A 26,949-nucleotide genomic window follows, 5' to 3' on the forward strand; every position below is an offset into this window, starting at 1 on the left:
ACACTCGCACAACGAAGGGAGAGCGATCATGCGCTGGCAACGTGCGCGTCGCAGCGACAATGTTCAGGATGCCGGAGGCATGGGTGGTGGCGGTATGCGCCTGGGCGGTGGCAAGGGCCTCGGCCTGGGCGGCATCGCGATAGTGGTGGTGGTGGCGCTGCTGATGGGCGAGGACCCGCTGCAGATCCTCGGCGAGATCACCCAGCAAAACGCTTCGGTCAACCCGCAACAGCAATCGGCCATGCCCACGGGCACACCGGAAGAACGCGAATTCGTCCGCGCCATCCTCGGCGATACCGAAGACACCTGGCGCGCCATCTTCCAGTCCGCTGGCCGCCAGTACCAGGACCCGACCCTGGTGCTGTTCAACGGCGGCGTGCAATCGGCCTGCGGCTTCGCTTCTGCCGCCGTCGGCCCCTTCTACTGTCCGGGTGATCGCAAGGTCTACCTGGACCTGGATTTCTTCGAGGAAATGGCCCAGCGCTTCGAGGCCGCCGGCGACTTCGCCCAGGCCTATGTGATCGCCCATGAAGTGGGCCACCACGTGCAGACCCTGCTGGGCGTCTCCGCCAAGGTCAACGCCGCCCGCCAGCGCGGCGAACGGGTGGAAGGCGACAATGGCCTGCTGGTGCGCCAGGAACTGCAGGCCGATTGCCTGGCCGGTGTCTGGGCCTTCCACGCGCAGAAACGCATGGACTGGCTGGAACCCGGCGACCTGGAAGAAGCCCTCAACGCCGCCAACGCCATCGGCGACGACCGCCTGCAGAGCCAGGCCCGCGGCCAGGTGGTGCCCGACTCCTTCACCCACGGGACTTCGGCGCAGCGGGTGCGCTGGTTCAAGACGGGGTTCGAGAAGGGGGACGTGGGAAGGTGCGATACCTTTTCGACGGCGCGGCTTTGAGGGATATGGAGCCCCGCCCGCAGCCATGACCGGGTGTAGGGTGGATATCGCTTTTCATATCCACCAGCGTGGCCAGGCCTGGCTCCGCCGGTGGATCGATGAAGCGTGATCCACCCTACGGCTCTTGCCGAAACTCCATTCGCGAAGGGGCTATGGCAAAGCGTGGACCGGCGTAGGGTGGATATCGCTTTTCATATCCACCAAGCGAGGCTGGGCCAGACTCCGATGGTGGATCGATGAAGCGTGATCCACCCTACGGCTCTTGCCGAAACTCCATTCGCGAAGGGGCTATGGCAAAGCGTGGACCGGCGTAGGGTGGATATCGCTTTTCATATCCACCAGTGTGGCCAGGCCTGGCTCCGCCGGTGGATCGATGAAGCGTGGTCCACCCTACGGCTCTTGCCGAACCTACCTTTCCACCATCCCCATCAACTCCCCACAATCCCGCGCGAACCAGTCCGCCAGCTCTGGCCAGGGGTTCTCCGGCAGGTTCACCAGCACTGTGCTGGCCCCCGCCGCGCGGCCGCAGTCGAGGTCGAAGCGGTAGTCGCCCACCATCACCAGTCGCCGGGGCTCTACCTGCCAGCGGTCGGCCAGGTGCAGCAGGCCGCCGGGGTGGGGTTTGGGCGGGGCTTCGCCGCGGCCGAGGATGTCGTCGGTGGCGAAGCAGTCGCCGAGGCCGATGGCTTCGAGGGTGAGCAGCGCCAGTTCGTGGGCGTTGCGGGTGAGGATGCCGAGCCGGCAGCCGCGCTGGTGGAGTTCACGTACCAGCTCGATGGCACCGCTGGCGGGACGGGCGTTCTGCGCCAGTTCCCGTTCGTGCTCCAGCAGCCAGGCATGCTTGGCGTTCGCCTCCTCCTCGGGCAGCGCCGCCAGGTGGTGGAGGATGTCCTCCTCCGGCGGTATGTCCAGGGACTGGCGTATGGCGGCGAAGTCATGCACGGCGATGGTCAGGGTGCCGTCCATGTCGAACACCCAGTGGCGGAACTGCGCCAGGATCAAAGGGACGCTCACTTCCAGTCCTCGCGCAGACGGGTCAGGCCTTCCTGGGCCACGGACGCCACCAGTTGGCCGGCGCGGTTGAAGATGCTGCCGCGGGTGAAGCCGCGGGCATTGCCGGCCCAGGGGCTGTCCATGGAGTAGAGCAGCCAGTCGTCGGCACGCAGGTCGCGGTGAAACCACAGGGCGTGGTCGAGGCTGGCCACCTGCATGAACTTCTGCCACACCGAGACGCTGTGGGGCAGCATCGAGGTGGTCAACAGGCCGAAGTCGGAGGCGTAGGCCAGGATGTACTTGTGGATGGCGCGGATGTCCGGCAGGTTGCCGTCGGCGCGGAACCAGAGGTGCTTGATCGGCTCGCCCGGCTTGGGGTCGTACGGGTTTTCCGCAGTGACCGGGCGGATCTCGATGGGCTTTTCGCAGAGGAATTTGTCGCGCACCCGCTCGGACAGCAGGTGGGCGTTCTGCCGGGCGATTTCCAGCTCGCTGGGCAGGTTCTCCGGGCCCGGCACCAGGGGCATGCCCAACTGGTGTTCGAAACCTTCCTCGTCCTGCTGGAAGGAGGCGCTGCAGGTAAAGATCTGCTGGCCCTTCTGGATCGCGGTGACGCGGCGGGTGCTGAAACTACCGCCGTCGCGGACCCGCTCGACCGAGTAGACCACCGGCAGGCTGGCGTCGCCCGGACGCAGGAAGTAACCGTGAAGGGAGTGCACGTGGCGCTCGGCCTCCACCGTCTGGCTGGCGGCGGAGAGGGATTGACCTAGTACCTGGCCGCCGAACAGCTGGCGGAAGCCGAGATCCTGGCTGACGCCGCGGAACAGGTTCTCTTCGATGGATTCGAGGCTCAGCAGGGCGACCAGTTCGTCGAGCACCTGGGACATGGAAATCTCCTCTGCAAGGCTGCCGTCCCGGTCATGGCCGGGGCGGTCGTCGTAGTTCAGGATAGGCCGGCAGCGTCGTCAGGCGCTCGTCCCACAGCGCGCGGCCCAGGGTGAAATGGTAAAGGCTTTGCCAGCGGCTGTCGGCAATCTCCAGCAATTCGTGTACCGCATCATCGAAGTAGCAGCCGATGCCGGTGCCGGACAGCCCGGCCGCCTCGGCCTCCAGGTAGAGAAGCTGGCCGATCTGGCCGCACTCCCAGTACAACCGTGGGTAATGCCAGGCGCCCTGTTCCAGGGCGGCGTCGAAGCGCGCGAGCATGGCCAGGGCGACGCAGCCGTCGGCGGCGATGTCCTGGCCGCAGGAGAGGAAGCCCGCCAGGCCACGGGCGTCGCCTTCCAGCAGGCGGTACAGCGGCAGCTCGTCGCTGGCCCGCTGCCAGAGGAAATCCTTGCGCAGGCCGGCCGCCAGCTCATCGTCGGGGGCGGCGCCGCGGGCCAGCCAGTAAAGGCCCGGCGCCAGGCCCTGGACGCGGTGGACGAACAACAGCAGGTCCACCTGGGGCGCGCCCAGGCTGGCAAGGGGAACCGGCGAGTGCTCCGGCAGCAGGCGGCGCAGCCAGGCCAGCAGCAATTCCGCCTGGATGCCACTGCGGCCGTCCATCGACTGGGCGCTGCGTCGTCGGTGCAGCAGCGGGCGTAGCGGCAGGCCGGGGTTATCCACAGTGGCGGCGGCCACCGCTGCGCGCCAGTCGGCCAGGGGCTGGCGCGGCGCACGGCACTGGGCGTGGACGCGCTCCAGCTCCGGCCAGTGGTGCTGCTCACGGGACAGACGATTGGGCGTGCCCTGCAGCTCCAGCGCCGCCAGGCCGGACAGCAGCTGTTGATCCAGGGCGAACTCCGCATCCCGGGGCGGGCCTATCCAGAGCAGCACATCGGCGTACTCGCCTTCGACGAAGCCGGGCCGGTCCAGTCCCAGCACGCCGTCCAGCGCTTGCTCGGCGACATTGCCGAGCAAACGCACTTGCCAGCCCAGGGCGCTGGCGGCCAGGGCCAGGGCCGCCAGGGCGTGGCCGAGGTCGTGGTGGCAATAGCGGTAGGCGCGCTCGCCGTACTTCCAGGCCTCGCGCCACGGGATGCTGGCCAGACCGAGGAGCAAGCCCCCCGCCGGCAGAGCCGCCGCCAGCTGCGCGGCCAGGGGCGCCGGCAATTGGGCGCGGACCTCCAGGGCGTGGAGATCCGGCGCGTAGTGGGCCAGCAGCGCGCCCTCCTCCACCGCGCCGGGCGGCAGCAGCAGATAGGCCTCGGTGGGATGAAGATTGCCCGAGGACGGATTGACCCGCAGGGCCCAGCGGCTGCCGCCAGCCTCCTTCCAGGCGGAGATGGCGAGGCTGTCGTAGAGCAGCTGGGACAGGCTCTCGCGGTTCAGCGGCGCCGGCGGGCCGATCGGGCCGGCGAATACGGCGTCATAGGGCGGGGTCTCCTCCAGCGGTCGCTGCCAGAGCTCCAGCAGCCGCGCGCCGGCGAAACGACGGAAGGGCGCCGGCTGGGTGGCCCAGTCCAGCTGGCCGGGGCCGGGGGCGAAGCGATCGGGACGATGCTTGCTCAGTTCGTGGTAGGCGCGCACTGCATCGCTCATCGCAGCGCCTCCCATTCGGCGCGGCCGAGCCGATAGAGGAGATGGAGCCGCAGCGGGTGGCCGGACGGCAGACTCGGGTGCTCGAAGTTCCCGTCAAAGTCGCGCTGCATGCCGATGCGCTCCATCACGGCCTGGGAACGCAGGTTGGCCGGCACCGTAAAGGCCACCACTTCCGCCAGGAGCAGCCGCTCGAAGGCGAAGGCCAGCGCCGCCTGGGCCGCCTCGCAGGCCAGTCCCTGCCCCCAGTGCTGGGGCATGAAGCGCCAGCCGATTTCCACCGCCGGGGTGAAATGCGCCTCAAAGCTCACGTTTTGCAGGCCCAGCACGCCGACGAAGCTGCCATCGTCAAGGCGTTCCACTATCCACTGGCCGAAGCCGTGGTCCTGGAAGTGCTGGCGTATGCGCGCGGCCAGGGCGTCGCTTTCCTCGCGGCTCATGCAGGCGGGGAAATGGCGCATCACCTCGGGGTCGGCATTCATCTCGGCGAAGGCCGTCAGGTCATCGTCGCGCCAGGTGCGCAGGCGCAGACGCGGGGTGTCGAGTTCGATGGAGGGCACGGGAGTTTCTCTTGAGCCGGGCTCGAAGCGCCCATCATACTGCCGCCGTAACACCGCCGAGTGCTGATCGATGTTCCTGCCGCTGGTCTACCACGACGACTACAGCCCGCCTTTCCCGGCGGCGCACCGTTTTCCCATGGAGAAGTTCCGCCTGCTCTATGAGCATCTGCTGGAAAGCGGCCTGGCGACCGACGAGCGCCTGCATCGACCGGACATTTGTCCGCCCGAGGTGCTGGCCCTGACCCATTGCCCTGACTACATCCAGCGTTTCCTCGACGGCGAACTCGGCCGCGAGGAACAGCGCCGCCTCGGCCTGCCCTGGAGCCCACCGCTGGCGCGGCGCACCGTGCGCGCGGTGGGCGGCTCGCTGCTGGCCGCCGAACTCGCCCTGGAGCATGGCCTGGCCTGCCACCTGGCCGGCGGCACCCACCATGCCCACTTCGACCACGCGGCGGGCTTCTGCATCTTCAATGACCTGGCGGTGGTCAGCCGCTACCTGCTGGAAGCCGGCCGCGTACAGCGGGTGCTCATCTTCGACTGCGACGTGCACCAGGGCGACGGCACCGCGCGGCTGCTGGCCGATACGCCGGAGGCCATCACCGTCTCGCTGCACTGCGAGAAGAACTTCCCCGCGCGCAAGGCCGAGAGCGACTGGGACATTCCCCTGCCCATGGGCATGGGCGACGCCGACTACCTGCAGGTTATGGAGGACGCGCTGAACTACCTGCTGCCCCTCTACCAGCCGGACCTGGTGCTCTACGACGCCGGGGTCGACGTGCACGAGAACGATGCCCTGGGCTACCTGCAACTCACCGACGCCGGCGTGGCCGAGCGCGACGAGCGGGTGATCCGCCACTGCCTCGGGCGGGATATTCCGGTGGTGGGGGTTATCGGCGGCGGCTATGACAAGGACCGCGCGGCGCTGGCCCGGCGGCACGGCATCCTCCACCACAGTGCGGACAAGGTCTGGCGCGGGATGGGGTTGGGAGCCTGAAGGTGATCCTTGCGGGGGCGAATTTATTCGCCAAGGGCTGCGAAGCTGACCCGTAGGATGGGTGGAGCGGAGCGATACCCATCCTACGAAAGCCTGCGCGGTGCAGTAGAATGCGCCCCTCCTCCACTCCCGCGCCCTTGCCCCCATGAAAGACTCCTCCCCCTTCGTCGCCATCATCGGCGGCGGCCCTGCCGGGCTGATGGCTGCCGAAGTCCTGGCCGAGGGCGGCGCGCGGGTGGAATTGTTCGATGCCATGCCTTCGGTGGGCCGCAAGTTCCTGCTGGCCGGGGTGGGCGGGATGAACATCACCCATTCCGAAGCCAAGGTGCCCTTCCTCGGCCGCTACGGCGCGCGCCGCGATGAGGTCGCCGCGCTGCTGGAGGACTTCGGCGCCGAAGAGCTGCGCCAGTGGATCCACGATCTGGGCATCGACACCTTCGTCGGCAGCTCGGGCCGGGTCTTCCCCACCGACATGAAAGCGGCGCCGCTGCTGCGCGCCTGGCTCAAGCGCCTGCGCGAGCGGGGTGTACTTATCCACACCCGTCGACGCTGGCTGGGCTGGGACGACCAGGGCGCCCTGCGTATCGCCACCCCGGACGGCGAAACCCTGCTGGCCGCCGATGCCTGCCTGCTGGCCCTCGGCGGCGGCAGCTGGGCGCGACTGGGTTCGGACGGCGCCTGGGTACCACTTCTGGAGAATCGCGGTATCCGTGTCGCGCCGCTCGAACCGAGCAATTGCGGCTTCGAAGTGGCCGGATGGAGCCCGCTGCTGCAGGAGAAGTTCGCCGGCGCGCCGATCAAGCCGGTGGCCATCCGCCTGGATGACGACGCACCGCGCCAGGGCGAATTCGTGCTCACTGCCCAGGGTGTGGAAGGCAGCCTGATCTACGCCTTCTCCGCCGCCATCCGCGAGCGGATCAAGGCCAGCGGCAGCGCCACGGTGCATCTCGACCTGCTGCCCAACCAGCCTGTGGAAAAGGTCGCCAAGGCCCTGGCCCGGCCACGCGGTTCGCGCACCATGGCCAAGCACTTGCACGGCCAGCTCGGTATCGACGGCGCCCGTGCCAGCCTGCTGCGGGAACTGTCGGCCAAGGACGACTTCCTCGACCCCGAGCGCCTGGCCGCGGTGATCAAGAGCCTGCCGCTGACGCTGGTGCGGGCGCGACCGCTGGACGAAGCCATCAGCTCGGCCGGCGGCGTGCCCTTCGAGGCACTGGATGACGGGCTGATGCTCAAGGACCTGCCTGGGGTTTTCTGCGCCGGGGAAATGCTCGACTGGGAAGCCCCCACCGGCGGCTACCTGCTCACCGCCTGTTTCGCCAGCGGCCGCGCTGCCGCGCGCGGCATGCTGCACTGGCTTTCGCAGCGCCAGCTCACGTAGCATCCAGCGCCAGGCCCCGGCAGAGGGCCACCTGCACCGTGCTTGTCTGTCCATTGGAACTGTCGGGGAACCCCATCCATGAACACGCTGGACAGCATCGAGATCAAAGCCTTCGTCCCGGCGAAGGACTATCCACAGAGCAAGGCCTTCTACCTCGACCTCGGCTTCAAACCGGGCGGCGAGTCCGATGAAGTGACCTGTTTCAGCCACGGCGATTGCGCCTTCCTGTTGCAGAACTTCTACGCCAGGGAGCTGGCGGAGAACCTGATGATGCATCTGCTGGTGAAGGACGTTGAGTCCTGGTGGCGGATGGTCCAGGACTCCGGGGTGATCGAGCGCTACGGCGTGCGCGTGGTGCCGCCCCAGGACCAGCCCTGGGGCATGCGCGATTTCATCCTCTTCGATCCCAGCGGCGTCCTTTGGCGCATCGGACAGAACATCTGATCGGAAGCTGCCCGAGTGGTGTCGGCTGCCGCCCGGCCAGCGACTATGCTTGCCCTGAGCCCAGCTTTTTCCATGCGGTGCCCCTAATGTGATCCCCCTTCTCGTCTGCGACGACTCGATGATGGCGCGCAAGCAGTTGATCCGCGCGCTACCGCTGGACTGGCCGGTCCACATCACTCAGGCCAGCCACGGTGAAGAAGCCCTAGAAGCTATCCGCCACGGACACGGCCAGGTGGTTCTGCTTGACCTCACCATGCCGATAATGGACGGCTACAAGGTGCTCGGCCGGATTCGCGACGAGGGCCTGAAGTCCAAGGTGGTGGTGGTTTCCGGGGATATCCAGGAAGAGGCCCAGCGCCGTGTCCACGAGCTGGGCGCGCTGGCCTTCATCCGTAAACCGGCCGACCCGGACGAGCTGCGGGAGACCCTGATCAGCCTCGGCCTGTTGCGACCGGCGCCTTCCAGCAGCCCGGTCACCGGCGTGCCCGGCCGCGCCGACCCGGAGCTGCGGGTGAACTTCCGCGACGCCCTGCGCGAGGTGAGCAACGTTGCCATGGGCCGCGCCGCCGCACTGCTGGCGCGCGTACTCGGGGTCTTCGTGCGGTTGCCGGTGCCCAACGTCAACCTCTTCGAGGTCAGCGAACTGCACATGGCCCTGGCCGATGCACAGCGCGGCCAGCGCATCTCCGCGGTGTGCCAGGGTTTCATCGGCGACTCCATCGCCGGCGAGGCGCTGCTGCTGTTCCACGATGCCGAGAGCGCCGAGGTCGCACGCCTGCTCGGCTGGCAGCCCCAGGGCGAAGCCGGCCAGGCGGAAATGCTGCTGGACCTGGCGAGCATCCTGATCGGCGCCTGCCTGGCCGGCATCGCCGAGCAGATCGACGTGCGTTTCTCCCAGGGCCACCCGCAGCTGCTCGGCCAGCACAGCTCCATCGAGCGGCTGTTCCAGCTCAACCGCCGGCGCTGGCGCAAGACCCTGGCGGTGGAGATCAGCTACGCCATCGAGGACCACAACCTCCACTTCGACCTGTTGTTGCTGTTCACCGAAACCTCCATCGCGCGCCTGACCCAGAAGATCCACTACCTGATGGACTGACCCATGCCGGCACAGATCGATTTCAAGGAACTCCACTGGCTGCTCGACATCGTCCAGTGCCTGGACGTCGGCGTGGTGGTCCTGGACCGCCAGTACCGGGTCGAGGTGTGGAACAGCTTCATGGAAAACCATTCCGGCCTCGGCCCCGACCGGGTGCACGGCAAGAACCTCTTCGAGCTGTTCCCGGAGATCGACCGCACCTGGCTCAGGCGCAAGGTGGATAGCGTGCTGCAACTGGGCACCCGCACCTTCAGCCTGTGGGAACAGCGGCCCTATCTGATCCGCTTCGAGAACTACCGGCCCATCACCGGCGAAGAAGACTTCATGTACCAGAACATCACCCTGCTGCCGCTGGCCGCCGCCGGCGGACAGGTAGAGCGGGTGTGTCTGGTGATCACCGACATGACCGAGGTGGCGCGGTTGAAGAAGCGGTTGGCGGAGGCTGGCGGGGCATAGGTCCTGCTCCAGGGCCCTGGAATCTTGTGGGGGCGATTTCAATCGCTGAGCAGGCCGAAGGCCTGCCCTCTGGAATCCCACTGGGGCAGCTGCGCTGCCCATAGCGAATGAATTCGCCCCCACAAGGAAAAGCGCATTCGCCCCCTCCCGAGGAAGAGGGGGATGATCATTTTATGTACCACCCCCACGGCTCCTGGCTGCGATACTCGGTGATCTGTTTCACCTCCAGGTAGTTGTCCAGGCCCCAGCGGCCCAGCTCGCGGCCGATGCCGCTCTGCTTCATGCCGCCCCAGGGCGCCTGCGTGAAGGTCGGTTGCGAGCAGTTGACCCAGACGATGCCGGCGCGCAATCCGTTGGCCACCCGCGCGGCGCGCTCCAGATCGGCGCTCATCACGGCCGCGGCCAGTCCGAAGCGGCTATCGTTGGCCTGGCGCAGGGCCTCGGCCTCGGTCTTGAAGCGCTTCACACAGAGCACCGGGCCGAAGATTTCCTCGCGCCAGATGCGGGCGTTGTCTGCCGGCTCTGCGAACACCGCCGGCTCGACGAAGTAGCCGTGGGACAAGTGCGTCGGTCGCTTGCCGCCGGTGAGCAGGCTGGCCTCCTGGCGGCCCTGCTCGATCATGCCCAGGACCTTCTGGTGCTGCCCGGCGCTCACCAGCGGCCCCAGCAACACGCCGCGCTCCAGGCCCGGCCCGATGCTGATGCGCCGCGTCTCTTCCACCAGGCGTTCGATCAGGCGCCCGGCGATGCCCTCCTGCACCAGCAGGCGCGAGGTGGCGCTGCACACCTGGCCCTGGTTCCAGAAGATGCCGAACATGATCCATTCCACCGCGGCCTCCACCTCGGCGTCGTCGAAGACGACGAAGGCCGACTTGCCGCCCAGTTCCAGGCTGATGTTCTTGATGTCCGCAGCGGCCGCCGACATGATCTTCGCCCCGGTCGGCACGCTGCCGGTGAAAGCCAGCTTGTCCACTCCCGGATGCTGGCTGAGGGGACCGCCCGCCTCGCTGCCCAACCCCGTGACCACGTTCAGTACGCCAGACGGCAGACCGACCCGCTCGGCGGTAGCGGCCAGTTCCAGGGCGGTCAGGGGCGTCAGCTCGGAGGGCTTGAGCACGCAGGTGGCGCCCGCCGCCAGGGCCGGGGCGACCTTCCAGGCAGCCATCAGCAGCGGGTAGTTCCAGGGGATGATCTGCCCCGCCACGCCCACCGGCTCATAGCGGACGCGGCAGCTGAAGCGCTCGTCCGGCAGTGCCAGGGGCTGGTCCTGGCGGCCGTCCAGCTCCCGCGCCAGCTCGGCGTAGTAGCGGAAGCAGCCGATGGCATCGCTTATATCCCATTGCGCCTCCGGCAGCGGCTTGCCGTTGTCGCGCACCTCCAGCACCGCCAGGGCGTCCTGGCGGCTTTCCAGGTCCGCGGCGAGGGCCTCCAGCCAGGCGGCGCGCTCGGCTCCGCTGCTTTGCCCCCAGCCGCGATTGAAGGCCTGGCGGGCGGCATGCACGGCATGGTCGATGTCCTCCTCGGTGGCCGCCGGCACGCGCTGGATCAGGTCGCCGTTGCTGGGGTCCAGCACTTCGAAATAGCCGCCCAGGTCGGGGCGGACCCATTGGCCGTTGATGTACAGCTGGTCACGCATGGTTTGCTCCATGGGCGCTCAGGCGCCGCTGCGGCGGTTCTGCAGATGGCGGGAGGTGAACAGCAGCGCCAGGGAGACGCAGATGATCACCGTGGAGATGGCGTTGATTTCCGGGGTGATGCCCCGGCGGATCGACGAGAAGATGTAGATCGGCAGGGTGGTTTCCGAGCCGGCGACGAAGAAGGCGATGATGAAATCGTCGAAGCTGAAGGTGAAGGCCAGGAGGAAGCCGGCGAGGATGGCCGGTGCTATCTGCGGCAAGGTCACCCGGCGGAAGGTTTCCAGCGGCGGTGCGTAGAGGTCGGCAGAAGCCTCCAGCAGCGCCTGGTCCAGGGCGTCGACACGGGTGCGGACTATCACCATCACCAGCGCCATGGTGAACAGCGAGTGCGCCGCGATCACGGTGAACAGCCCCATGCGCAGGCGCGGCAGGCCGGCGCCCAGCAGCAGGTCGAGCAGCGGGTTGACCACTTCGAACAGGCTGATGAAGGCGATCAGCGTGGCGATGCCGATGACGATGCCAGGGATGATGATGGCGCAGTAGGTCAGGGCATCGAAGAACAACCGCACCCGCCGGCCCACCCGCTGCAGGCCGAACACCGCCAGGGTGCCGAACAGCGTGGCGATCACTGCCGAGCAGAAGGCGATCAGGGTGCTGGTGCCGAGTGCCTCCATGATGAAGGGGTTGCCGAAGGCGCGGCCGAACCACTGGGTCGAACAGCATTCGAAGGACAACCCGCTGCGCCCGGCGTTGAAGGAGAACAGCACGATCAGCGCGATGGGCGCGTAAAGGAACAGGTAGAGCGAGGTGGAGTAACTGCGCAGCCACATCAGAGCATCCCCTCCGTGCCGCGCTTGCCGTAGCGCGCCACCAGTTTCAGGTAGAGGGCGATGATGAGCAGCATCATCGCCACCAGGGTCATGGCCACGGCGCTGCCGAAGGGCCAGTTGCGCGATTGCAGGAACAGGTCCACCAGCGCGTTACCGACGAAGAACACCTTGCCGCCGCCGAGGATGGCGGGAATCAGGAACTCGCCCATGAGCAGGATGAACACCAGCATGGAGCCGGTGATGACGCCGGGAGCGGAGAGCGGCAGGGTCACCCGGCGGAAGGTCTCGAAGGCGCTGGCGCCGAGGTCGGAGGACGCTTCCAGCAGGCGCTTGTCGAGCTTCTCCAGGCTGACGTAGATGGGGAACACCATCAGCGGCAGGTAGCCGTAGACGATGCCGATCAGCACCGCGCTCGGGCTGTTGATCAGGCGCACGTCGTCCAGTCCGACCATGGCCAGCAGCGCCGGGATGCCCTTGCCGCCGAGGATGAAGATCCAGGCGTAGGTGCGGATCAGGAAGCTGGTCCAGAACGGCACTATCACCAGGGTCAGCAGCAGGGAACGGCTGCGCTGCACCTTCACGGCCAGGAAGTAGGCCAGCGGGTAGGCCGCCACCAAACACACCAGGGTGCCGAGCGGGGCGAGCAGCAAGGTGTTGTAGAAGGCCTTGGCCCGGGAGCCGAGGTTCAGGTAGTTCTCCAGCGTCAGGGCCGCGCTGTAGCCGCCCACCGGGCTGCGCTCGCCCAGGCTGAAGACCAGGATGATCACCAGCGGCAGCAGGAGCAGCAGCAGGAACCAGAGGGTGGACGGCAACAGCAGGAGCAGCGTGACGCGTCGGCCGAGGCTTCGGCTTTCGACCGGCGCGACCTGGCCCGCATCGGCCAGCGCAGGGGCGCTGAGAGCAATGTTCATGGAGGATTCCTTGATCCGCACGGTGCAACTATCTCCCTCTCCCTTCAGGGGCGAGAGGCACGCTCTCGGAAGCACTGCTTCCGGTGCCGATTCGCGACTGAGCGCGAAGCGATCAGGCCGGGGCGCAGAGCGGGGCCGGGGAGAGGGTCCACAGGCTCCCAGGCCCCCTACCGAGTGGAGGGGCGCTCGATCACGCCGCCTTGAAGCGCGCCATCAGCTCCGCCCGCGCCGGACTGGTCAGCGTCGCCGCGGCGCCGAACTCCAGGGCGCTGAGCAGGTCGGCGGCCGGGTACATGATCGGGTCGTCGAGCATGGTCTCGGGCAGCAGCGCATCCACGCGCTTGTCGCCGCTGGGGTAGCCGTGGGCCTCCACCTCGAGCTTGTTCACCTGCGGGTCGAGCAGGAAGTTGATCAGCGCATAGGCCGCATCAGGCCGTTCGGCGCTCTTCGGAATGGCGAAGAAGTCGCTCCATATCTCGCCCCCCTCGCGGCCCAGCACGTACTGCATCTGCGGAAGGTCGCGGTGCAGTTGCGAGGCATCGCCGGTCCAGCACATGGCCATCCAGGCATCGCCGTTTCGCATGGACGGCTGGTAGTCGGAGTTGATGGCGAAGAGATGCGGCTTGACCTCCAGCAGCAACTTCTCGGCGTCGGCCATCTCCTTCGGGTCGATCGAGTTGAAGCTGTAGCCGTACGCCTTGAGGGCATTGCCGATCACGGTCAGCTGGTAGTCGTGGACCATCACCCGGCCGGTGGCTTCGCCCTTGGCGAGATCCCAGAACTCCTTCCAGGTGGTGGGCTTGGCCTTGAGCTTCTTGCTGTCGTAGACGAAGCCGGTGGTGCCCCAGTCCTTGGGCACGGCGTAAGTCTTGCCGTTGACTACGCCCTGCTCCATGAAGCGCTTTTCAAAGGAGGCCGGGTCGAAGTTGGGGATGCGCGCCAGGTCCAGCGGCTCGATCAGGCCCAGCTCGGCATAGGTGCTGATGGTGTAGTTGGTGGGCACGAAGACGTCCCAGCCGCTGCCGCCGGCCTGGAGCTTGGCGAGCATCTCTTCGTTGGAGCCGAACACGTTCATCTGCACCTGGGCGCCGGTCTGCTCGGCGAAGGCGGCGAAGTTCTCGGCATTGTGGTAGTTGGGCCAGGTGGCCAGCACCACGCGGTCGCCGATGGAGCCCTTCTCGGCGGCGAAGGCCCGATTGCCGGTCAGCAGGCCCGGCATGTTGGCGGCCATCACCGCCATGGCCAGGCCCAGGCCGGTGCGGCCGAGGAACTCGCGACGGCTGATGGAGCCGTTCTGCCAACTGCGCAGTTGCTTGATGAAGTCTTTCCGATCCATTGCTGCTACCCGCCTGTGAGTGGTTGCTGTTGTCCGTTCCGTACTACGTCACTACAAGGTCATCGCCAGCCCGCTGGCCTGATCCCAGCCGATTCGTACCGGGGTGCCATGCTCGAAGGCCGCGCGCTCATGCTGGCCATGGCGCGGCACGCGCACGCAGACGATGCCGAAGGGCTCGGTGCGTACCCGGTATTCGGTGAGGTTGCCGAGGTAGATGCGGTCCACCACCTGGCCGGGCAGGCTGACCTCGCGGGGCAGCGCCTCCTGCGCGGCGCCAATGGCGATCAGTTCCGGGCGCACGGCGATGCAGCCCGGCTCGGATGCCTTGAGCGCCGGGCCGGTGGGCGTCTGCGGGCTGGCCAGCTGCAGGCCGTGGGAGGTTTCCAGCGTCACGCGGCTGCCTTCGATGCGCCGTACCGTGCCGTCGAACAGGTTGGACTCGCCGATGAAGTCGGCCACGTAGCGGCTCGCCGGGGTCTCGTAGAGCTGCTCGGGGCTGGCGCTCTGGAGTATCTGGCCGTCCTGCATGACGCTGATGCTGTCGCTCATGGACAGCGCCTCTTCCTGGTCATGGGTGACCAGCACGAAGGTGATGCCCACCTCGCGCTGCAGGCGCAGCAGCTCGGACTGCATTTCCTTGCGTAGCTTGCGGTCAAGCGCCGCCAGGGGTTCGTCCAGCAGCAGCACCGTGGGCTTGTTGACCAGGGCGCGGGCCAGCGCCACCCGCTGCTGCTGGCCGCCCGAGAGCTCATGGGGCTTGCGCTGGCCGAAGCCGGACAGGCGCACCATCTCCAGCGCCTGGTCGGCCAGGCGGCGCTGCCCGGCGCGGTCCGGGCGCGGCTGGTGATAACGCAGGCCGTAGGCGATGTTCTCCGCCACGGAGAGGTGCGGGAACAGTGCATAACTCTGGAACACCATGTTCACCGGCCGCTGGTGCGCCGGCACCCCGGCCACCGATTGCCCGGCCAGCAACACCTCGCCGGCGGTGGGCTGCTCGAAGCCGGCGATCATCCGCAGGGTAGTAGTCTTGCCGCAGCCGGAGCTGCCGAGGAAGGAATGGAAGGAGCCGCGCCGCACCTTGAAGTTCAGGCCGTTGACCGCCGCCACCGCGCCATAGCGCTTGACCACATTGCGGAACTCGATATCGATGAACTCGCTTGCATCGCTCACGGCCGGCCCCTTGTTCCAGGTGTTCTTGGCATGTGGCAACAGGCTAGCTATAGCGGTTTTCGGCTGTATATATCCCTTGGGGGATAGGCGAGACTTCCACAGAAACTGTGGAGCGAGGTGTGGATAAGTTATGAGTTACTGTCCCCAGGCCACCTGGCGCGTGGGCTCGAAGCCATTGCCTGTTTCTTGAACAGAACCTACAGACAAGACCACTCGTGGGAGCGAATTCATTCGCGATGGGCTGCGCAGCAGCCCCTGGTAATCCTAAGGGCAGGCCTGCGGCCTGCTTCGCGAATGAATTCGCTCCTACAGCGTTTCCGCTCCTCACAGCTACCCACAATTTCTGTGGGACCGACTGTGGATAACTCGTGGATGACTGGCTGCAGAGCCCTTGGGGCGAGGGTTTCAAGCAAGTGCTCGGTTTTTGAGCACACGACCTTGCAGGGGCGAATTCATTCGCCCCTGCAAAAAAGGCATCTCCCCGTCGACACCACTGCCCACAAATTCTGTGCAAATAACTGTGGATAAGTCGTGGGCATCACCACGCAAGGCCGATGGCGGCTGGCCTGCATCAGGCTGTACGGTTATTGATCAGCCAGCCACTAATCGCCTTTGGAAATAAGGCTAGACCGCCGTCCGCAAGGGTTCCGGATCGTCGCGCTGGCCGGCCAGGTCGCGGACGAAGAGGCCGAGCAGCTCCGACTGGCTGCCGATGCCGAGCTTGGCGTAGATGTTCTTGCGGTGGATCTTCACCGTGCCCGGGCTGATGGCCAGGTGTTCGGCCACCGAGGCGCTGGAGTGGCCGCGCAGAAGCATCTGCACCACTTCCTGTTCGCGGGCCGTCAGCACATGGGCGCCGAACTGGTCGAAGGCTTCGCGGATCTTGTAGTCCAGGTCCTGCACCGGGCGCGGCGCATGGGCGCGGCAGAGCTCCCAGGCTTCGTTCACCACTTGCTCCACCACCGGCTGGGCGCAATCCAGCAATTGCATCTCGTCGCGGCTGTACGCCGGGCTGCAAGTGCTGCGCATCAGCGAAAGCACCGCCTTGGCGCCCTCGGCCAGGTCGACGAAGAAGGCGATCTCCTCGGTCAGGCCGGTCTGCTGGTAGTAGGTGACGTAGTACTCGCCCAGGTAGAAATGGTCCGGGGCGAACTGGCGCAGGCGCCAGAGGCCGGGGGCCTGGTTGCGGGTGCAGGCGAGGTAGAAGGGATCGAGCAGGTAGGGGCCGACCTGGTAGTCCTCGACGTAGACGTGGCGCTTGTCCGGCGGAAAGGTGTCGAACAGGGCCAGTGGCCGGTGGTTGCCTTCATAGACGAAGAGCACGAAATGGTCGATATGGCAGACCTGCTGCAGCCATTGGCTGAGCCCGAGCAGCCGGGCCCGGCCTGCCGGTTGGGCAAGCAGGTGGGCGACACCGGAGGTCCAGTGCTTGAGTTCCTTGTGGCGCATGGGGGAAGTGCCTGAGGTTGGGCTGCGCTTCAATCACTATAGGCGTTCAGCATTTCGCACAAAAATGCAGGAAGTGAGCCAATATCCTGAAAGCCCTGCCAGCCGCTCTGGCGCGGGGATGGCTGCCGGCCGCCCTCTTCCGTCCGGGTAGCTGCTGCCCCGGAAGGCGTCACCCAATGCCACAAAAGGGGTGGTTCATATTTGGGTAGGTCCGCGCAGCCGGGTACGGCCCTCTCCCCCAGCCCCTCTCCCGCAAGCGGTAGAGGGGTGACTCGCGCTGGCAAGGGCCAAACAAGTCTGAAGCCCAAACAGGTCTGGAGCCAGAAAGAGAAAGGTGGGGCGAGGACTTCGCCCCTTCAGGAGGCCGAGCGGAATCGCTGTGTAAGGGGATGAGCGGCATGGATGCCGCGAGAGGCGCGCAGGGCCATGGATGGCCCTTCGCGCCGTGCCCCTGGAACAGCGATGGAGAGAGGGAACCCCGGCGAAGCTGGGGCCGGATGCAGGGGCAAGCCCTCTTGGTTACTTCTGGGGCGACTGCCAGAAGTGACTCGCCGGGAGGCGAAACAGAGATACGAAACCCACTCAGTAATGAACTGAGCAACAAGACTCCAAGCGAACTCCCTCAACCTTTCTTCGCCTTGCCGAAGCCCGGTGCCTTGCGCACCGCCTTGACCTTGGGCTTCTCGCTGTCGATCCAGCGGCCGAGGGCCGCCGCCTTGCCGGCACTGGCCTGGGGCTCCTTGGGCTTCTTGGGTTTCTTAGGCTTCTTCAGCACCTGGCCGCTGGCGTCGGTCTGCGGCACCCGGTGGTCGGGGATGAAGCCCGGCTCTTCGCGGCGTTGCAAGGTCTGACGCGTCAGCACCTCGATGGCAGCCAGCAATTGCACCTCGTCGGCGCAGACCAGGGATACCGCCTCGCCGGTGGCGCCGGCGCGGCCGGTGCGGCCGATGCGGTGGACATAGTCCTCGGCCACTATGGGCAGGTCGAAATTGACCACCAGGGGCAGGTCGTCGATATCCAGGCCACGGGCCGCCACATCGGTGGCCACCAGCACCTGTACTTCATTGTCCTTGAACCGCTGCAACGCGCGCAGGCGGGACGGCTGCGGCTTGTCGCCATGGATGGCGTCGGCGCTGACGCCCTGGGCCTGGAGCTCGTCTACCAGCTGGTCGACGCCCTTGCGGGTCTTGGCGAAGACCAGCACCTGGCCCCAGTTACGCTCGCCCAGCAGGTGCACGAAGAGTTCACTCTTGCGCTTCTTGTCCACCGGGATCAGCCACTGGCGCACGCTCTTGGCCGCCGCGTTGCGCGGGCTGACCTCGATGGACAGCGGGTTGCGCAGCAGCTCGCGGGCCATCTGGCGAATGGCGTCGGAGAAGGTGGCGGAGAACAGCAGGGTCTGGCGGCGCTTCGGCAATGCGGCGAAGAGTTCGTCCAGCTCACGGGCGAAGCCCAGGTCGAGCATGCGGTCGGCCTCGTCCAGCACCAGCGCCTGCAGCTGGTCGAACTTCACCGCGTTCTGCCGATAGAGGTCGAGCAGCCGGCCGGGCGTGGCGACCAGGATGTCGATGCCCTTGCGCAGCTTCATCATCTGCGGGTTGATGCTCACTCCGCCGTACACCGCGTAATTGCGCAGCGGCAAGTGCTGGCCATAGACGCGGAAGCTCTCGTTGACCTGTTCGGCCAGCTCACGGGTGGGCACCAACACCAGGGCGCGTACCGAGTTGCTGGCCACCTGCGGGCCTTCCTGGGTCAGGCGCTGCAACAGCGGCAGGGCAAAGCCGGCGGTCTTGCCGGTGCCGGTCTGGGCCGCGGCCATCAGGTCGCGGCCCTTGAGGACGGCGGGAATCGCCTCGGCCTGCACCGGCGATGGGGTCTGGTAGCCGAGCGCTTCGGTCGCGCGCAGCAGGGGTTCGATCAGGCCGAGGGAAGCGAAGGTCATGGGGGCAGCCGTAGTATGCGGAAAAGCCGCGATTCTAGCAGGCCGCCCCGGCCCTCCGGGATCAGTTGGTCTGCTCTTGCAGCCCTTGGGCCTTGCGCACCTGCTCTTCCTTGCGCTCGCGCCATTGCGGCAGGCCGATCAACACCACGGCGCCGATGATCACCAGCATGGCCAGGCCTTCCTCGATGCCGACGGTCTCGCCGGCGAAGCCGATACCCAATAGCACCGCCACCACAGGGTTGACGTAGGCATAGCTGGTGGCCGCGGCCGGGCGCACGTTCTTCAGCAGGTAGAGATAGGAGCTGAAGGCGATGATCGAGCCGAAGACGATCAGATAGACCAGCGCGCCCCAGCCGGCGGCGGTGGGCGCGGCGACCATGCGCTCGCCGCTGAGCAGGCTGCCGGCCAACAAGGCAACGCCGCCAGCGAGCATTTCCACGGCACTGGCCATGGGGCCGGCGGGCAGCTTGAGGTTCTTGCTCCACATGGAGCCGAAGGACCAGGCCGCCGCAGCGAAGATGATCAGCACCGCACCCAGCGGGCTGGCCTGGAGGTTGGAACCCAGGTTGAGCAGGCCGATGCCGACCAGCCCGAGGAGGATGCCGGACCATTCCAGGCGCGTGGTGCGCTGCCCCCAGATCAGCCCGAGCAGCAGGGCGAACAGCGGCACGGTGGCCACGGCCAGGGCCGCGACGCCCGAGGCCACGCCCAGGTCCTCGGCCAGGGTCACGCCGCCATTGCCGCAGCTGAGCAGGAGGAAACCGATGGCGGCGGCGGACTTCCATTCCTGCCAGCTCGGGTTGGGCACCCCGCGCCAGCGCAGGAAGCCGTACATCAGGGCACCGGCGACCACGAAGCGGATGCCGGCCATCAACAGCGGCGGCCAGGACTCGACGCCGATGCGGATCGCGAGGTAGGTGGAGCCCCAGATCAGGTAGAGGGCGATGAAGGCACCTATCAGCAGAAGGGGAACGCGGCGCGCAGGCATGATCGGAACTCGACACAGGCAGGATTGAAGTGTCTATTCTAAGTAAGGTGATGAGCGCGGAATAAGGACGAAAGCCTTATTCATTGCGTTATTAACCTTGGAAAGCACTGTTTTCTTGATCCTCTGCCGTTGATTCGACAGAGGCTGATTTCGGAGGTCCTGTGGACAAGTACGACCGCCTGCTGCTTGCGGCGCTTATCGAGAATGGCCGCGCGTCCTTCGCCGACCTGGCACGCCGGGTCAACCTCTCGCCGCCGGCGGTGGCCGACCGGGTGGCCAAGCTGGAGGCCGCCGGGATCATCACCGGCTACCACGCCAGTGTGGACCTGGCGAAAGTGGGGCTGCCCATCGAATGCGTGATCGAACTGCGCATCACCGATCGCGACTACAAGCGGACCCAGGAAGCACTGGAAGATATTCCGCAACTCAACCTCTGTCACCGTGTCACCGGCGATGCCTGCCTGCTGATCAAGGCCGCCGTGGCCTCGATGCCGGAACTGCAGGATCTGATCGACCAGATCGGCAAGTTTGGCGCGACCAAGACTTCGCTGATCCTCTCCACGCCCTTCGAGCAAAGGATTCCCGGGGTGCTGCAGGAGCGCGGGGCGAAGGTGGAGACGCTGCGGACAGTGAAGGGTTGAAGCTACACGCCGAAGCTCACGTAGGTTGGTGCTGAGCCTGCGAAGCCCAACGCCCAGAGCCTCTGCGCCCGAAAATGTTGGGCCTCGCTCCGCTCGGCACCAATCTACGGTAACGCGCTGCCTCACCCTGCCCGATGTCGCCTCAGCGCTTCGGGAATCTTCGCCGCCGGCACCTTCTGCAGGCTGCAGAACAGCTGGTGCGAGACTTCGTTGATCCCATGCATGTCCCGCAGGCGACCGGCCAGGTGCAGGGTGAGGTTGGCTGCCATCTCGGCATCCGCCAGGGCGCGGTGAGCCTTGCCGGTATTGGGCAGGCGCGCCCAGGCGTTGAGGGTGCCGAGCTTGTGGTTGGGCGCCTCGGGCAGCAGGCGCCGCGCCAGCAGCAGGGAGCAGGCGAAGGCCTGGCGGCGGGTGCGGCCGATGCGCGCCAGTTCGAAGTCCCAGAACTTCTGGTCGAAGGAGGCGTTGTGCGCCAGCAGCGGCAGGTCACCGATGAAGTCGGCCGCCTCCTTCATCACCTGCGCCACGGGTGGCGCCTCCCGCAGCATGGCGGTGCTGATGCCGGTGAGGTTCTGGATGAAGGGGGGTACCGGGATGCCGGCGTTCATCAGGCTCTGGTAGCGGTCGACTATGCGCCCGCCGTCGAGGATGACCACGCCTATCTCGGTAGCGCGGCAGTCGTTGCCCGGCGTGATGCCGGTGGTTTCGAAGTCGATTACAGCTATGGGGTCCACGGGTGATTCCAGGTCGGGATGGGGCTCAGTTGCGCAGCAGCAGGTTGCCTTCGATGGGCAGGTAGCGGTCGGCGGCACGGATCAGGGATTGCGCGGTCAGGCCGGGCACGCCATAGACCAGGGTCTCGACGCCATGGGCTTGGGCCACCCGCTCCAGCAGAAGGTCGAAATCGCCGTCGCCCGAGGCCAGTACCACCTGGTCCACCCGGGGCGCTGCGTCGAGCACGTCGATGGTGATGCCGACGTCCCAGTCGCCCTTGGCCGAACCATCGCTGCGCTGGATGAAAGGCTTGAGCTTCACCCGGAAGCCGAGGTTGCGCAGTATCTGCTGGAACTGCTGTTGCTTGGGGTCGCCACGGTCGATGGCATAGGCGTTGGCTTCGACTATCTCGCCTTCGGCGCTGACGCTCTGCCAGAAAACGCTGTAGTCGAAGTGACAGCCATAGGCGTGGCGCACCGTGTAATAGAGGTTCTGCACGTCGGCGAACACTGCGATTTTCTTCAACGCGATACCTCGGCAGCTGGCTGGCGGCGGCTCGATAGGGGTAGATTGCGGCCAGTATGCCAGCCTCAGGGAGTGGAAAGTGGATATGACCGCGCAGAACTCGCCAGGTGCCCTGCTGATCATCGATCAGCAACAAGGCATCCGACGCCTGGACCGGCCCCGCAACAACCCTGACGCCGAAACCCAAATCGCCGCACTGCTGGCGCACTGGCGCCGGGCCGGCTGGCCGCTGGTGCATATCCGCCACATTTCCCGCGAGGCGGATTCGGTATTCGCCCCGGGCCAGCCCGGCGCGCTGTTCCAGCCGGAGCTGGCGCCACGAGAGCGCGAGCAGGTGCTGGAGAAGAATGTCCCCGATGCCTTCGCCAACAGCGGCCTGGAGCGCTGGCTGCGGGTGCGCGGCATCGAGGCGGTGGTGGTAGTGGGCGTGGCCAGCGAGAACTCGGTGGAAGCCACGGCGCGCAGCGCCGGCAACCTGGGCTTCGCCACGACCGTGGTGACAGACGCCTGCTACACCTTCGCCAAGCCCGACTTCGCCGGTCGCCCGCGCAGCGCCGAGGAAGTGCACGACATGGCCATGGCCAACCTGCATGGCGAGTACGCCGAGGTGGTCCGGGCCGAGGCGCTGCTGGCGAGCGGACCGACGCCCTTACAGTAGACGTCTATAGTTGCAGCTAACCCCGCGGATCCTCAGAACGGGGAATACGCCGAGACCCACCGCATGGGCCTGTTGCAGGGAGCAAGGCGCCCGCCATGGCAGGCGGCGTCGTCAAGCAGTCACTCCAGCGCAGGCCGTGCCCCAGGCAATAATCCGATGCGCGCCCATGGATGCTGGCTGCTCGCCCTGCTGCTGCTCTCCTCCCCTGGCCATGCCGAAGCTCGCCTGGTATTCAGTGCCTTCCCCGACCAGGGCCTGCCACTGTTCCAGATCTGCCAGCGCATCCTGGTGGAAGCTTACGGCCAGCTGGGCATCAGCATCGAAACCCGCGCCGCGCCGGCTGCCCGTGCGCTGCAGTACGCCGAACGCGGCCTGAATGACGGCGAACTGTGCCGCACCAACCTGATCTCCGAGCAGCGCAGCGACCTGCTGCTGATCCGCACCCCGTTGTTCGAATCCTATACGGTGGCCTTCGCCAACCGCCCGCTGCAACTGCGCGGCTGGTCCAGCCTCAAGCCCTACCTGGTGGGTTTCGAGCGTGGCAAGGCGGCCCTGGAACTTCGCCTGAAAGGGGTCCGCCTGTCGCCATCCAACGGCGTGGAGAATGGCATGCGCAAGCTGGCCGGCGGCCGCGTCGACGTGCATGTGGAGGATTACTACTCGGGCATGTGCTTCCTGCGCCAGAACGGCATGCGCGGCATCCAGCCCCTGCATCCGGTGCTGGAGCGCTTCTCCATGCATCACTACCTCAATCCCCGCCATCGCGAGCTGGCGCCGCGCCTGGAGGAAGTCCTGCAGCACATGGCGAAGAGCGGCCGCCTGCAGCAAATCGAACACCAGGTGCTGGCGGAAGCCGGACTGGATGACCTCAGCCCTCCCTGAGCCCTTGTCATGACGCACCCTGACCACGTCCGGCCCGCCATGGTGCACCCTGGAGGCGGCCACCGCCGACCTCGCCCGACTGCTCCCGGCGTTGCCCAACCGGGTACTGCGCTATCGTTCCGCCTGAGGTTGCCTTTGGAGGCGGCCGTGGCTTGGGCTAAAGTGCGCAAGACCTTCTGCCGCAAGATGTGAATGCCCGCTGATGAACCCGTTTGAGCTGCTGCGCGACTCTTGGTACTTCTTTTCCCGCAACGTCGGCGAGATCGTCCTGCTCTGCCTGCCGGCGATCCTCATCGAAGCCATCTCCCAGCAGGGCCTGATCGCCTGGCTCGGCCCGGACAAGTCCCAGGGCGCGTCCATAGTGGTCAGCATGCTGTTCTATCCGGTCTACGTCGGCGCGCTGATCATCTTCGTCGACAGCCGCAGCCACCGTATCCGCCTGAAGCCCAGGCAGGTCATGGAGATGGCACTGTTCCGCTGGCCATCCTTCGCCGTGCTGGCGGCCATCAGCACCCTGCTGATCATGGTCGGCGTCTGGATGCTGATCCTTCCCGGCGTCTACGTGATGATCAAGCTGGCCTTCGCTGAATACCTGCTGGTGCTGGAGGGCAAGTCGCCGCTGGACGCCATCAAGGAAAGCTTCGAGCTCACCAAGGGGCATTTCTTCACCATCCTGTCCTGCGTGCTGCTGGTGATGGGACCGATCTGGCTGGTGGACTGGTTCGCCTACGGCGAGCTGGGGGATAGCCCGGACCCGGTGGGCACCGTGCTGCTGGAGAGCTTCAACAGCTTCTTCCAGCTGTTCGTCAGCGTCGCCCTGTACCGGATGTTCACCCTGGTGACCGAGAGGGCGACGGAGCAGTGATCCGCGTCCAGCAGGCTGTTGCAAACTGTGGCGAGGGAAGGCCGGCGGAGTAGTTATTCAATCGCCTGCTAGGCTTGCTGGTCCATTCAAGGAGGATTCCAGCATGTCCGAGAACCCCAGCATCCTGTCCCATATCTCCCTGGGCACCAACGACTTCGAGCGCGCCGTCGCCTTCTACGACAAGGTACTGCCCACCTTGGGCTGCAAGCGCATCATGGAACACCCCGGCGCCGTGGCCTACGGCCGCGAATACCCGGAATTCTGGGTCCAGACGCCCATCGACGGCCGCCCGGCCAGTGTCGGCAACGGCACCCACTTCGGCTTCTTCGCCCCCAGCAAGGAAGCCGTGCTGGCCTTCTTCGCGGCGGCGCTGGACGCCGGCGCCCAGGACGACGGCGCCCCCGGCCCACGCCCGGAGTATGGCGCCCCCTACTACGGTTGCTTCGTCCGCGACCTGGACGGACACAAGATCGAGGCGGCCTTCTGGGACATGTCCCTGGACCCTGGCTACGAGCTCTACGTCGAGCCCCACGCTCACTGAGCGCCGCGGCGATAGCGCCGCGCGGCATCCAGGACCCAGCCTTCATCGATCATCTGCCCCATGGCCTCGGCTATGGCCCGTCGCTGGGCCTGCAGGGGCCGCTGGCGCGAGAAGCCGAGGAATAGTTCGGTGCGCGCCGGCGGCCGGTAGGCCAGCTTGACGATGCGCCCGGCCAGATGCGGGTCGCGCAGCAGTTCGTAGTCCACCTGGCAGTCGGTGCCTATCACCAGCTGCAGCCGCTTGTGGCGCAGCATGTCCAGCAACTGCCCTTCGCTGGCGACTCCGACCTTGTGCAATGCGGTATCGGAATCGAAGGGTTCGAAATAGGCCGAGCCCCGGACGAAGCCGATGTCGTAGTGGCTCAGCTGGGGATAACCGGTGACGCCCTGGGCCAGCTCCGGTCGGCTGTAGAAGCGCGGCGCGCAGGTGAAATAGGGGCGTTCCAGATAGTCGATGTAGCGCTCGCGCTCGGGCGTCCTGGCGAGGCCCGTCATCAGGTCCGCCGAACCCCGCTCCAGGGCCGCCAACCCCCGCGACCAGGGCGCGCGCTGCACCTCGAAGCGCAGCCCGGTGCGGCGCCCGAGTTCATTCAGCAGATCCAAGTCCAGGCCGCGCAGCTCGCCCTCCGGGCCGGCGATGCGAAAGGGTGGCCAGAAGTCGGTCATCACCCGCAGCGGCACCGGCTCCTCGGCCCCGACGAGACCAGGCAGCAGCAACAGGACCGCCAGGCAGCGGTGGCGTTTCGGCCTGGCAAGGGAGGACAGCAATGACCAGAGGACTACGCCCAGCGGCATGCCGGCTCCCGGATCAATCGTTCAGTTGGTTGTGGGTACCATCGCAGCAAGGAGGCGAATGGCTATGTTTGCAACCACAGAAATACAAGGTTTCGCTAACCTCTGCATGAAATTTGAGCGGGACCAGGCCAGTCCCCTTGTGCGAACCGTCGCAGAACGGCTGTTGCTGACTGCGTCCGCAGCGACACCAGAAGTAGTCCTGGCCGGCTTCCACCTCGACTTCGTAGGGGCCCTTCTGGGCGATCAGCGGCTCACTGGTCACGGCACTCCTCCCGGGCGTGCTTGGGTTGGGCCGCGGCGGCCTCTCGGGTATGCTCGCCCTCTTCCAGCATAGTTCCCAGCCTTTGCCGATGTCCCGAGTCCTGCGTTTAGCCCTGCTCAGCCTGTCGGTCCTCGCCGTTGTCCTGGTCGCCCTGATCTATGCGCTGACCTGGCATCCGGCGGCGCGCGAAGCGGCTCCCCTCGCCTGCCTGGCGGAAGCGCCGCAACTGCAGCCCGGCCAGGCGCTCAAGGTGATGACCTGGAACCTGCAGTACCTGGCCGGCAAGCGCTACGTCTTCTACTACGACCTGCCCGACGGCAAAGGCCCGGATGAACGCCCCACCCCCGAGGACCTGGCCTACAGCCTGGACGAAGCAGTGCGGGTGATTCGCGAGGAACAGCCGGACATCGTCAACCTGCAGGAACTGCACGAAGGCACCCGGGCCACCGACTACCAGGACCAGCTGGCCCTGCTCCAGGAGCGCCTGGCCGACCTCTATCCCTGCGCCAGCCAGGCCTTCTATTGGAAGGCTTCCTTCGTGCCCCATCCGCGAATCCTCGGCAGTGTCGGCATGAAGCTGGCCACCCTCAGCCGCTTCCGCATCGAGAGTGCCGAACGCCTGCAACTGCCCCTGGCGGACAACGACCCCGTCAGCCGCCAGTTCGACAAGAAGCGTGCCCTGCTGGTGAGCTACCTGCCGATCCGCGGCGGCGGCCGCCTGGCGGCGATCAACACTCACCTGGATGCCCTGGCCGACGACCAGGAAACCCTGAAACGCCAGGTGGCCATGACCCGCGGCCTGCTCGACCAGCTGCATTCAGAAGGGATGCCCTGGGTGCTTGGCGGCGACTTCAGCCAGCTCCCCCCCGGCCAGTACGAACGCCTGGCGCCGGCCCAGCGCAGCCGCTACGCCCCCGAGAGCGAGCTGAAGGCACTCTGGAGCCGGTATCCGATGATTCCCAGCGTCGAGGAAGCCGGCGGCGCGCAACAGGCGCAGTGGTTCACCCACTTCCCCAACGACCCGCGGGTGAATGGCCCGGACCGCACCCTGGACTACCTCTTCCACAGCCCCAGCCTGACCCGCATCGAGGCACGGGTGCGCCAGCGCGATACCCTGCGCATCTCCGACCACCTGCCACTGACGGCCCGGTTCTTCCTGCCGCCTGCGCATTGAGCCGCCGGGCGCTGCGTTGCCAATGCCGGCGCCATCGCTCCCGGATTGCATCCGGGCTACAGGTTCATACCTGTGGGGGCGAATTCATTCGCTAAGCAGACCGAAGGTCTGCCGTTCCAGATTGTCGGGGGCCGCTTCGCGTCCCTTGGCGATTGAAATCGCCCCCACAAGAGTGCGATTCACCGCGCTCACTTCCTCGGCTTGGCCCTTGCCCTCGGCTCAGCCACCAGCGGGTCATCCGGCCAGCAGCTTGGTAGCCCGGATGAAATCCGGGGAATGCCCGCA

At 66.5% G+C, this 26,949-nt stretch carries 28 protein-coding genes; 12 read left to right on the forward strand and 16 right to left on the reverse strand.

Annotation, left to right across the window (positions count from 1 at the left end; all coding sequences use genetic code 11):
• The first annotated feature begins 28 nt into the window (after positions 1 to 28).
• On the forward strand, positions 29 to 901 hold the full coding sequence (locus tag E8F11_RS15980; RefSeq protein ID WP_280289816.1) for a neutral zinc metallopeptidase: 873 nt from the start codon (positions 29 to 31) through the stop codon (positions 899 to 901).
• 408 nt (positions 902 to 1,309) lie between these two features.
• On the opposite strand, the gene E8F11_RS15985 is transcribed toward E8F11_RS15980, so the two are convergent.
• Genes E8F11_RS15985 through E8F11_RS16000 form a run of 4 tightly spaced genes read right to left on the reverse strand, consistent with a single transcriptional unit; the run spans position 1,310 to position 4,974 of the window.
• Positions 1,310 to 1,903, reverse strand: coding sequence for an HAD family hydrolase (locus E8F11_RS15985; RefSeq protein ID WP_280289844.1), 594 nt, complete (start codon positions 1,901 to 1,903; stop codon positions 1,310 to 1,312).
• An 8-nt stretch (positions 1,904 to 1,911) separates the two neighbouring features.
• Entirely contained in the window at positions 1,912 to 2,781 is an 870-nt protein-coding gene (gene tesB, locus E8F11_RS15990) for an acyl-CoA thioesterase II (RefSeq protein ID WP_280289817.1), read from the reverse strand.
• Positions 2,782 to 2,812: 31 nt separating this feature from the next.
• The gene (locus E8F11_RS15995) at positions 2,813 to 4,417 is read right to left on the reverse strand and encodes a nitroreductase family protein (protein WP_280289818.1); all 1,605 of its coding nucleotides are present in this window, start codon (positions 4,415 to 4,417) and stop codon (positions 2,813 to 2,815) included.
• Positions 4,414 to 4,974: a GNAT family N-acetyltransferase gene (locus E8F11_RS16000; RefSeq protein WP_280289819.1), complete on the reverse strand. Its 561-nt coding sequence runs from the start codon at positions 4,972 to 4,974 to the stop codon at positions 4,414 to 4,416. The genes E8F11_RS15995 and E8F11_RS16000 overlap by 4 nt, the downstream gene beginning before the upstream one ends.
• A 70-nt stretch (positions 4,975 to 5,044) precedes the next feature.
• Between E8F11_RS16000 and E8F11_RS16005 the strand changes: the two genes are divergently transcribed.
• The 5 genes from E8F11_RS16005 to E8F11_RS16025 all read left to right on the forward strand — a co-directional run bounded on the left by E8F11_RS16005 (position 5,045) and on the right by E8F11_RS16025 (position 9,345).
• Entirely contained in the window at positions 5,045 to 5,968 is a 924-nt protein-coding gene (locus E8F11_RS16005; protein ID WP_280289820.1) for a histone deacetylase, read from the forward strand.
• 145 nt (positions 5,969 to 6,113) lie between these two features.
• A complete protein-coding gene (locus tag E8F11_RS16010) occupies positions 6,114 to 7,349 on the forward strand; it encodes a TIGR03862 family flavoprotein (protein ID WP_280289821.1) in 1,236 nt (411 codons plus the stop codon).
• A 78-nt stretch (positions 7,350 to 7,427) separates the two neighbouring features.
• The gene (locus tag E8F11_RS16015) at positions 7,428 to 7,793 is read left to right on the forward strand and encodes a VOC family protein (RefSeq protein WP_280289822.1); all 366 of its coding nucleotides are present in this window, start codon (positions 7,428 to 7,430) and stop codon (positions 7,791 to 7,793) included.
• 88 nt (positions 7,794 to 7,881) lie between these two features.
• On the forward strand, positions 7,882 to 8,889 hold the full coding sequence (locus E8F11_RS16020) for a response regulator (protein WP_280289823.1): 1,008 nt from the start codon (positions 7,882 to 7,884) through the stop codon (positions 8,887 to 8,889).
• Positions 8,890 to 8,892: 3 nt separating this feature from the next.
• Positions 8,893 to 9,345, forward strand: coding sequence for a PAS domain-containing protein (locus tag E8F11_RS16025; RefSeq protein ID WP_280289824.1), 453 nt, complete (start codon positions 8,893 to 8,895; stop codon positions 9,343 to 9,345).
• 166 nt (positions 9,346 to 9,511) lie between these two features.
• Here the strand turns inward: E8F11_RS16025 and E8F11_RS16030 are convergent, their stop codons facing one another.
• From E8F11_RS16030 to yedA, 8 genes are all read right to left on the reverse strand, one after another.
• A complete protein-coding gene (locus E8F11_RS16030) occupies positions 9,512 to 10,981 on the reverse strand; it encodes an aldehyde dehydrogenase family protein (protein WP_280289825.1) in 1,470 nt (489 codons plus the stop codon).
• A gap of 18 nt (positions 10,982 to 10,999) precedes the next feature.
• Positions 11,000 to 11,812 carry an ABC transporter permease gene (locus E8F11_RS16035; protein ID WP_280289826.1) on the reverse strand — a complete coding sequence of 271 codons (813 nt, stop codon included), beginning with the start codon at positions 11,810 to 11,812 and terminating at the stop codon, positions 11,000 to 11,002.
• Positions 11,812 to 12,723 (reverse strand): ABC transporter permease, encoded by a 912-nt coding sequence (locus E8F11_RS16040; protein ID WP_280289827.1) that lies wholly within the window; start codon positions 12,721 to 12,723, stop codon positions 11,812 to 11,814. Before E8F11_RS16040 ends, E8F11_RS16035 begins: the two co-directional genes overlap by 1 nt.
• Before the next feature lie 190 nt (positions 12,724 to 12,913).
• A complete protein-coding gene (locus E8F11_RS16045; protein ID WP_280289829.1) occupies positions 12,914 to 14,059 on the reverse strand; it encodes a spermidine/putrescine ABC transporter substrate-binding protein in 1,146 nt (381 codons plus the stop codon).
• A gap of 51 nt (positions 14,060 to 14,110) precedes the next feature.
• Positions 14,111 to 15,229 carry an ABC transporter ATP-binding protein gene (locus E8F11_RS16050; protein WP_280289830.1) on the reverse strand — a complete coding sequence of 373 codons (1,119 nt, stop codon included), beginning with the start codon at positions 15,227 to 15,229 and terminating at the stop codon, positions 14,111 to 14,113.
• A gap of 624 nt (positions 15,230 to 15,853) precedes the next feature.
• Complete coding sequence (locus E8F11_RS16055) at positions 15,854 to 16,678, reverse strand: helix-turn-helix transcriptional regulator (protein ID WP_280289831.1); 825 nt, start codon at positions 16,676 to 16,678, stop codon at positions 15,854 to 15,856.
• A 622-nt stretch (positions 16,679 to 17,300) separates the two neighbouring features.
• Positions 17,301 to 18,620 (reverse strand): DEAD/DEAH box helicase, encoded by a 1,320-nt coding sequence (locus E8F11_RS16060; RefSeq protein WP_280289832.1) that lies wholly within the window; start codon positions 18,618 to 18,620, stop codon positions 17,301 to 17,303.
• Positions 18,621 to 18,681: 61 nt separating this feature from the next.
• The gene (gene yedA, locus E8F11_RS16065; protein ID WP_280289833.1) at positions 18,682 to 19,608 is read right to left on the reverse strand and encodes a drug/metabolite exporter YedA; all 927 of its coding nucleotides are present in this window, start codon (positions 19,606 to 19,608) and stop codon (positions 18,682 to 18,684) included.
• A 161-nt stretch (positions 19,609 to 19,769) separates the two neighbouring features.
• Between yedA and E8F11_RS16070 the strand changes: the two genes are divergently transcribed.
• Positions 19,770 to 20,249, forward strand: coding sequence for an Lrp/AsnC family transcriptional regulator (locus E8F11_RS16070; protein WP_280289834.1), 480 nt, complete (start codon positions 19,770 to 19,772; stop codon positions 20,247 to 20,249).
• A gap of 122 nt (positions 20,250 to 20,371) precedes the next feature.
• On the opposite strand, the gene E8F11_RS16075 is transcribed toward E8F11_RS16070, so the two are convergent.
• On the reverse strand, positions 20,372 to 20,983 hold the full coding sequence (locus E8F11_RS16075) for a 3'-5' exonuclease (protein WP_280289835.1): 612 nt from the start codon (positions 20,981 to 20,983) through the stop codon (positions 20,372 to 20,374).
• Positions 20,984 to 21,008: 25 nt separating this feature from the next.
• Complete coding sequence (locus tag E8F11_RS16080) at positions 21,009 to 21,488, reverse strand: NYN domain-containing protein (protein ID WP_280289836.1); 480 nt, start codon at positions 21,486 to 21,488, stop codon at positions 21,009 to 21,011.
• Between the two features lie 85 nt (positions 21,489 to 21,573).
• Between E8F11_RS16080 and E8F11_RS16085 the strand changes: the two genes are divergently transcribed.
• The 4 genes from E8F11_RS16085 (at position 21,574) to E8F11_RS16100 (ending at position 24,434) form a co-directional block, all read left to right on the forward strand.
• The gene (locus E8F11_RS16085) at positions 21,574 to 22,146 is read left to right on the forward strand and encodes a cysteine hydrolase family protein (RefSeq protein WP_280289837.1); all 573 of its coding nucleotides are present in this window, start codon (positions 21,574 to 21,576) and stop codon (positions 22,144 to 22,146) included.
• A gap of 156 nt (positions 22,147 to 22,302) precedes the next feature.
• A complete protein-coding gene (locus tag E8F11_RS16090) occupies positions 22,303 to 23,028 on the forward strand; it encodes a transporter substrate-binding domain-containing protein (protein WP_280289838.1) in 726 nt (241 codons plus the stop codon).
• 202 nt (positions 23,029 to 23,230) lie between these two features.
• Positions 23,231 to 23,893 (forward strand): YciC family protein, encoded by a 663-nt coding sequence (locus tag E8F11_RS16095; RefSeq protein WP_280289839.1) that lies wholly within the window; start codon positions 23,231 to 23,233, stop codon positions 23,891 to 23,893.
• Positions 23,894 to 23,996: 103 nt separating this feature from the next.
• Positions 23,997 to 24,434 carry a VOC family protein gene (locus tag E8F11_RS16100; protein WP_280289840.1) on the forward strand — a complete coding sequence of 146 codons (438 nt, stop codon included), beginning with the start codon at positions 23,997 to 23,999 and terminating at the stop codon, positions 24,432 to 24,434.
• On the opposite strand, the gene E8F11_RS16105 is transcribed toward E8F11_RS16100, so the two are convergent.
• Complete coding sequence (locus E8F11_RS16105) at positions 24,428 to 25,228, reverse strand: transporter substrate-binding domain-containing protein (protein ID WP_280289841.1); 801 nt, start codon at positions 25,226 to 25,228, stop codon at positions 24,428 to 24,430. The genes E8F11_RS16100 and E8F11_RS16105 overlap by 7 nt on opposite strands.
• Positions 25,229 to 25,241: 13 nt before the next feature.
• Entirely contained in the window at positions 25,242 to 25,490 is a 249-nt protein-coding gene (locus E8F11_RS16110; RefSeq protein WP_280289842.1) for a CDGSH iron-sulfur domain-containing protein, read from the reverse strand.
• A gap of 49 nt (positions 25,491 to 25,539) precedes the next feature.
• Here E8F11_RS16110 and E8F11_RS16115 point away from each other — a divergent pair, with 49 nt between their 5' ends.
• Positions 25,540 to 26,664 (forward strand): endonuclease/exonuclease/phosphatase family protein, encoded by a 1,125-nt coding sequence (locus E8F11_RS16115; RefSeq protein WP_280289843.1) that lies wholly within the window; start codon positions 25,540 to 25,542, stop codon positions 26,662 to 26,664.
• Positions 26,665 to 26,949 lie beyond the last annotated feature (285 nt).

This window comes from Pseudomonas sp. BN417 (genome assembly GCF_029871205.1).
In the GTDB taxonomy this organism is placed as follows: Bacteria; Pseudomonadota; Gammaproteobacteria; order Pseudomonadales; family Pseudomonadaceae; genus Metapseudomonas.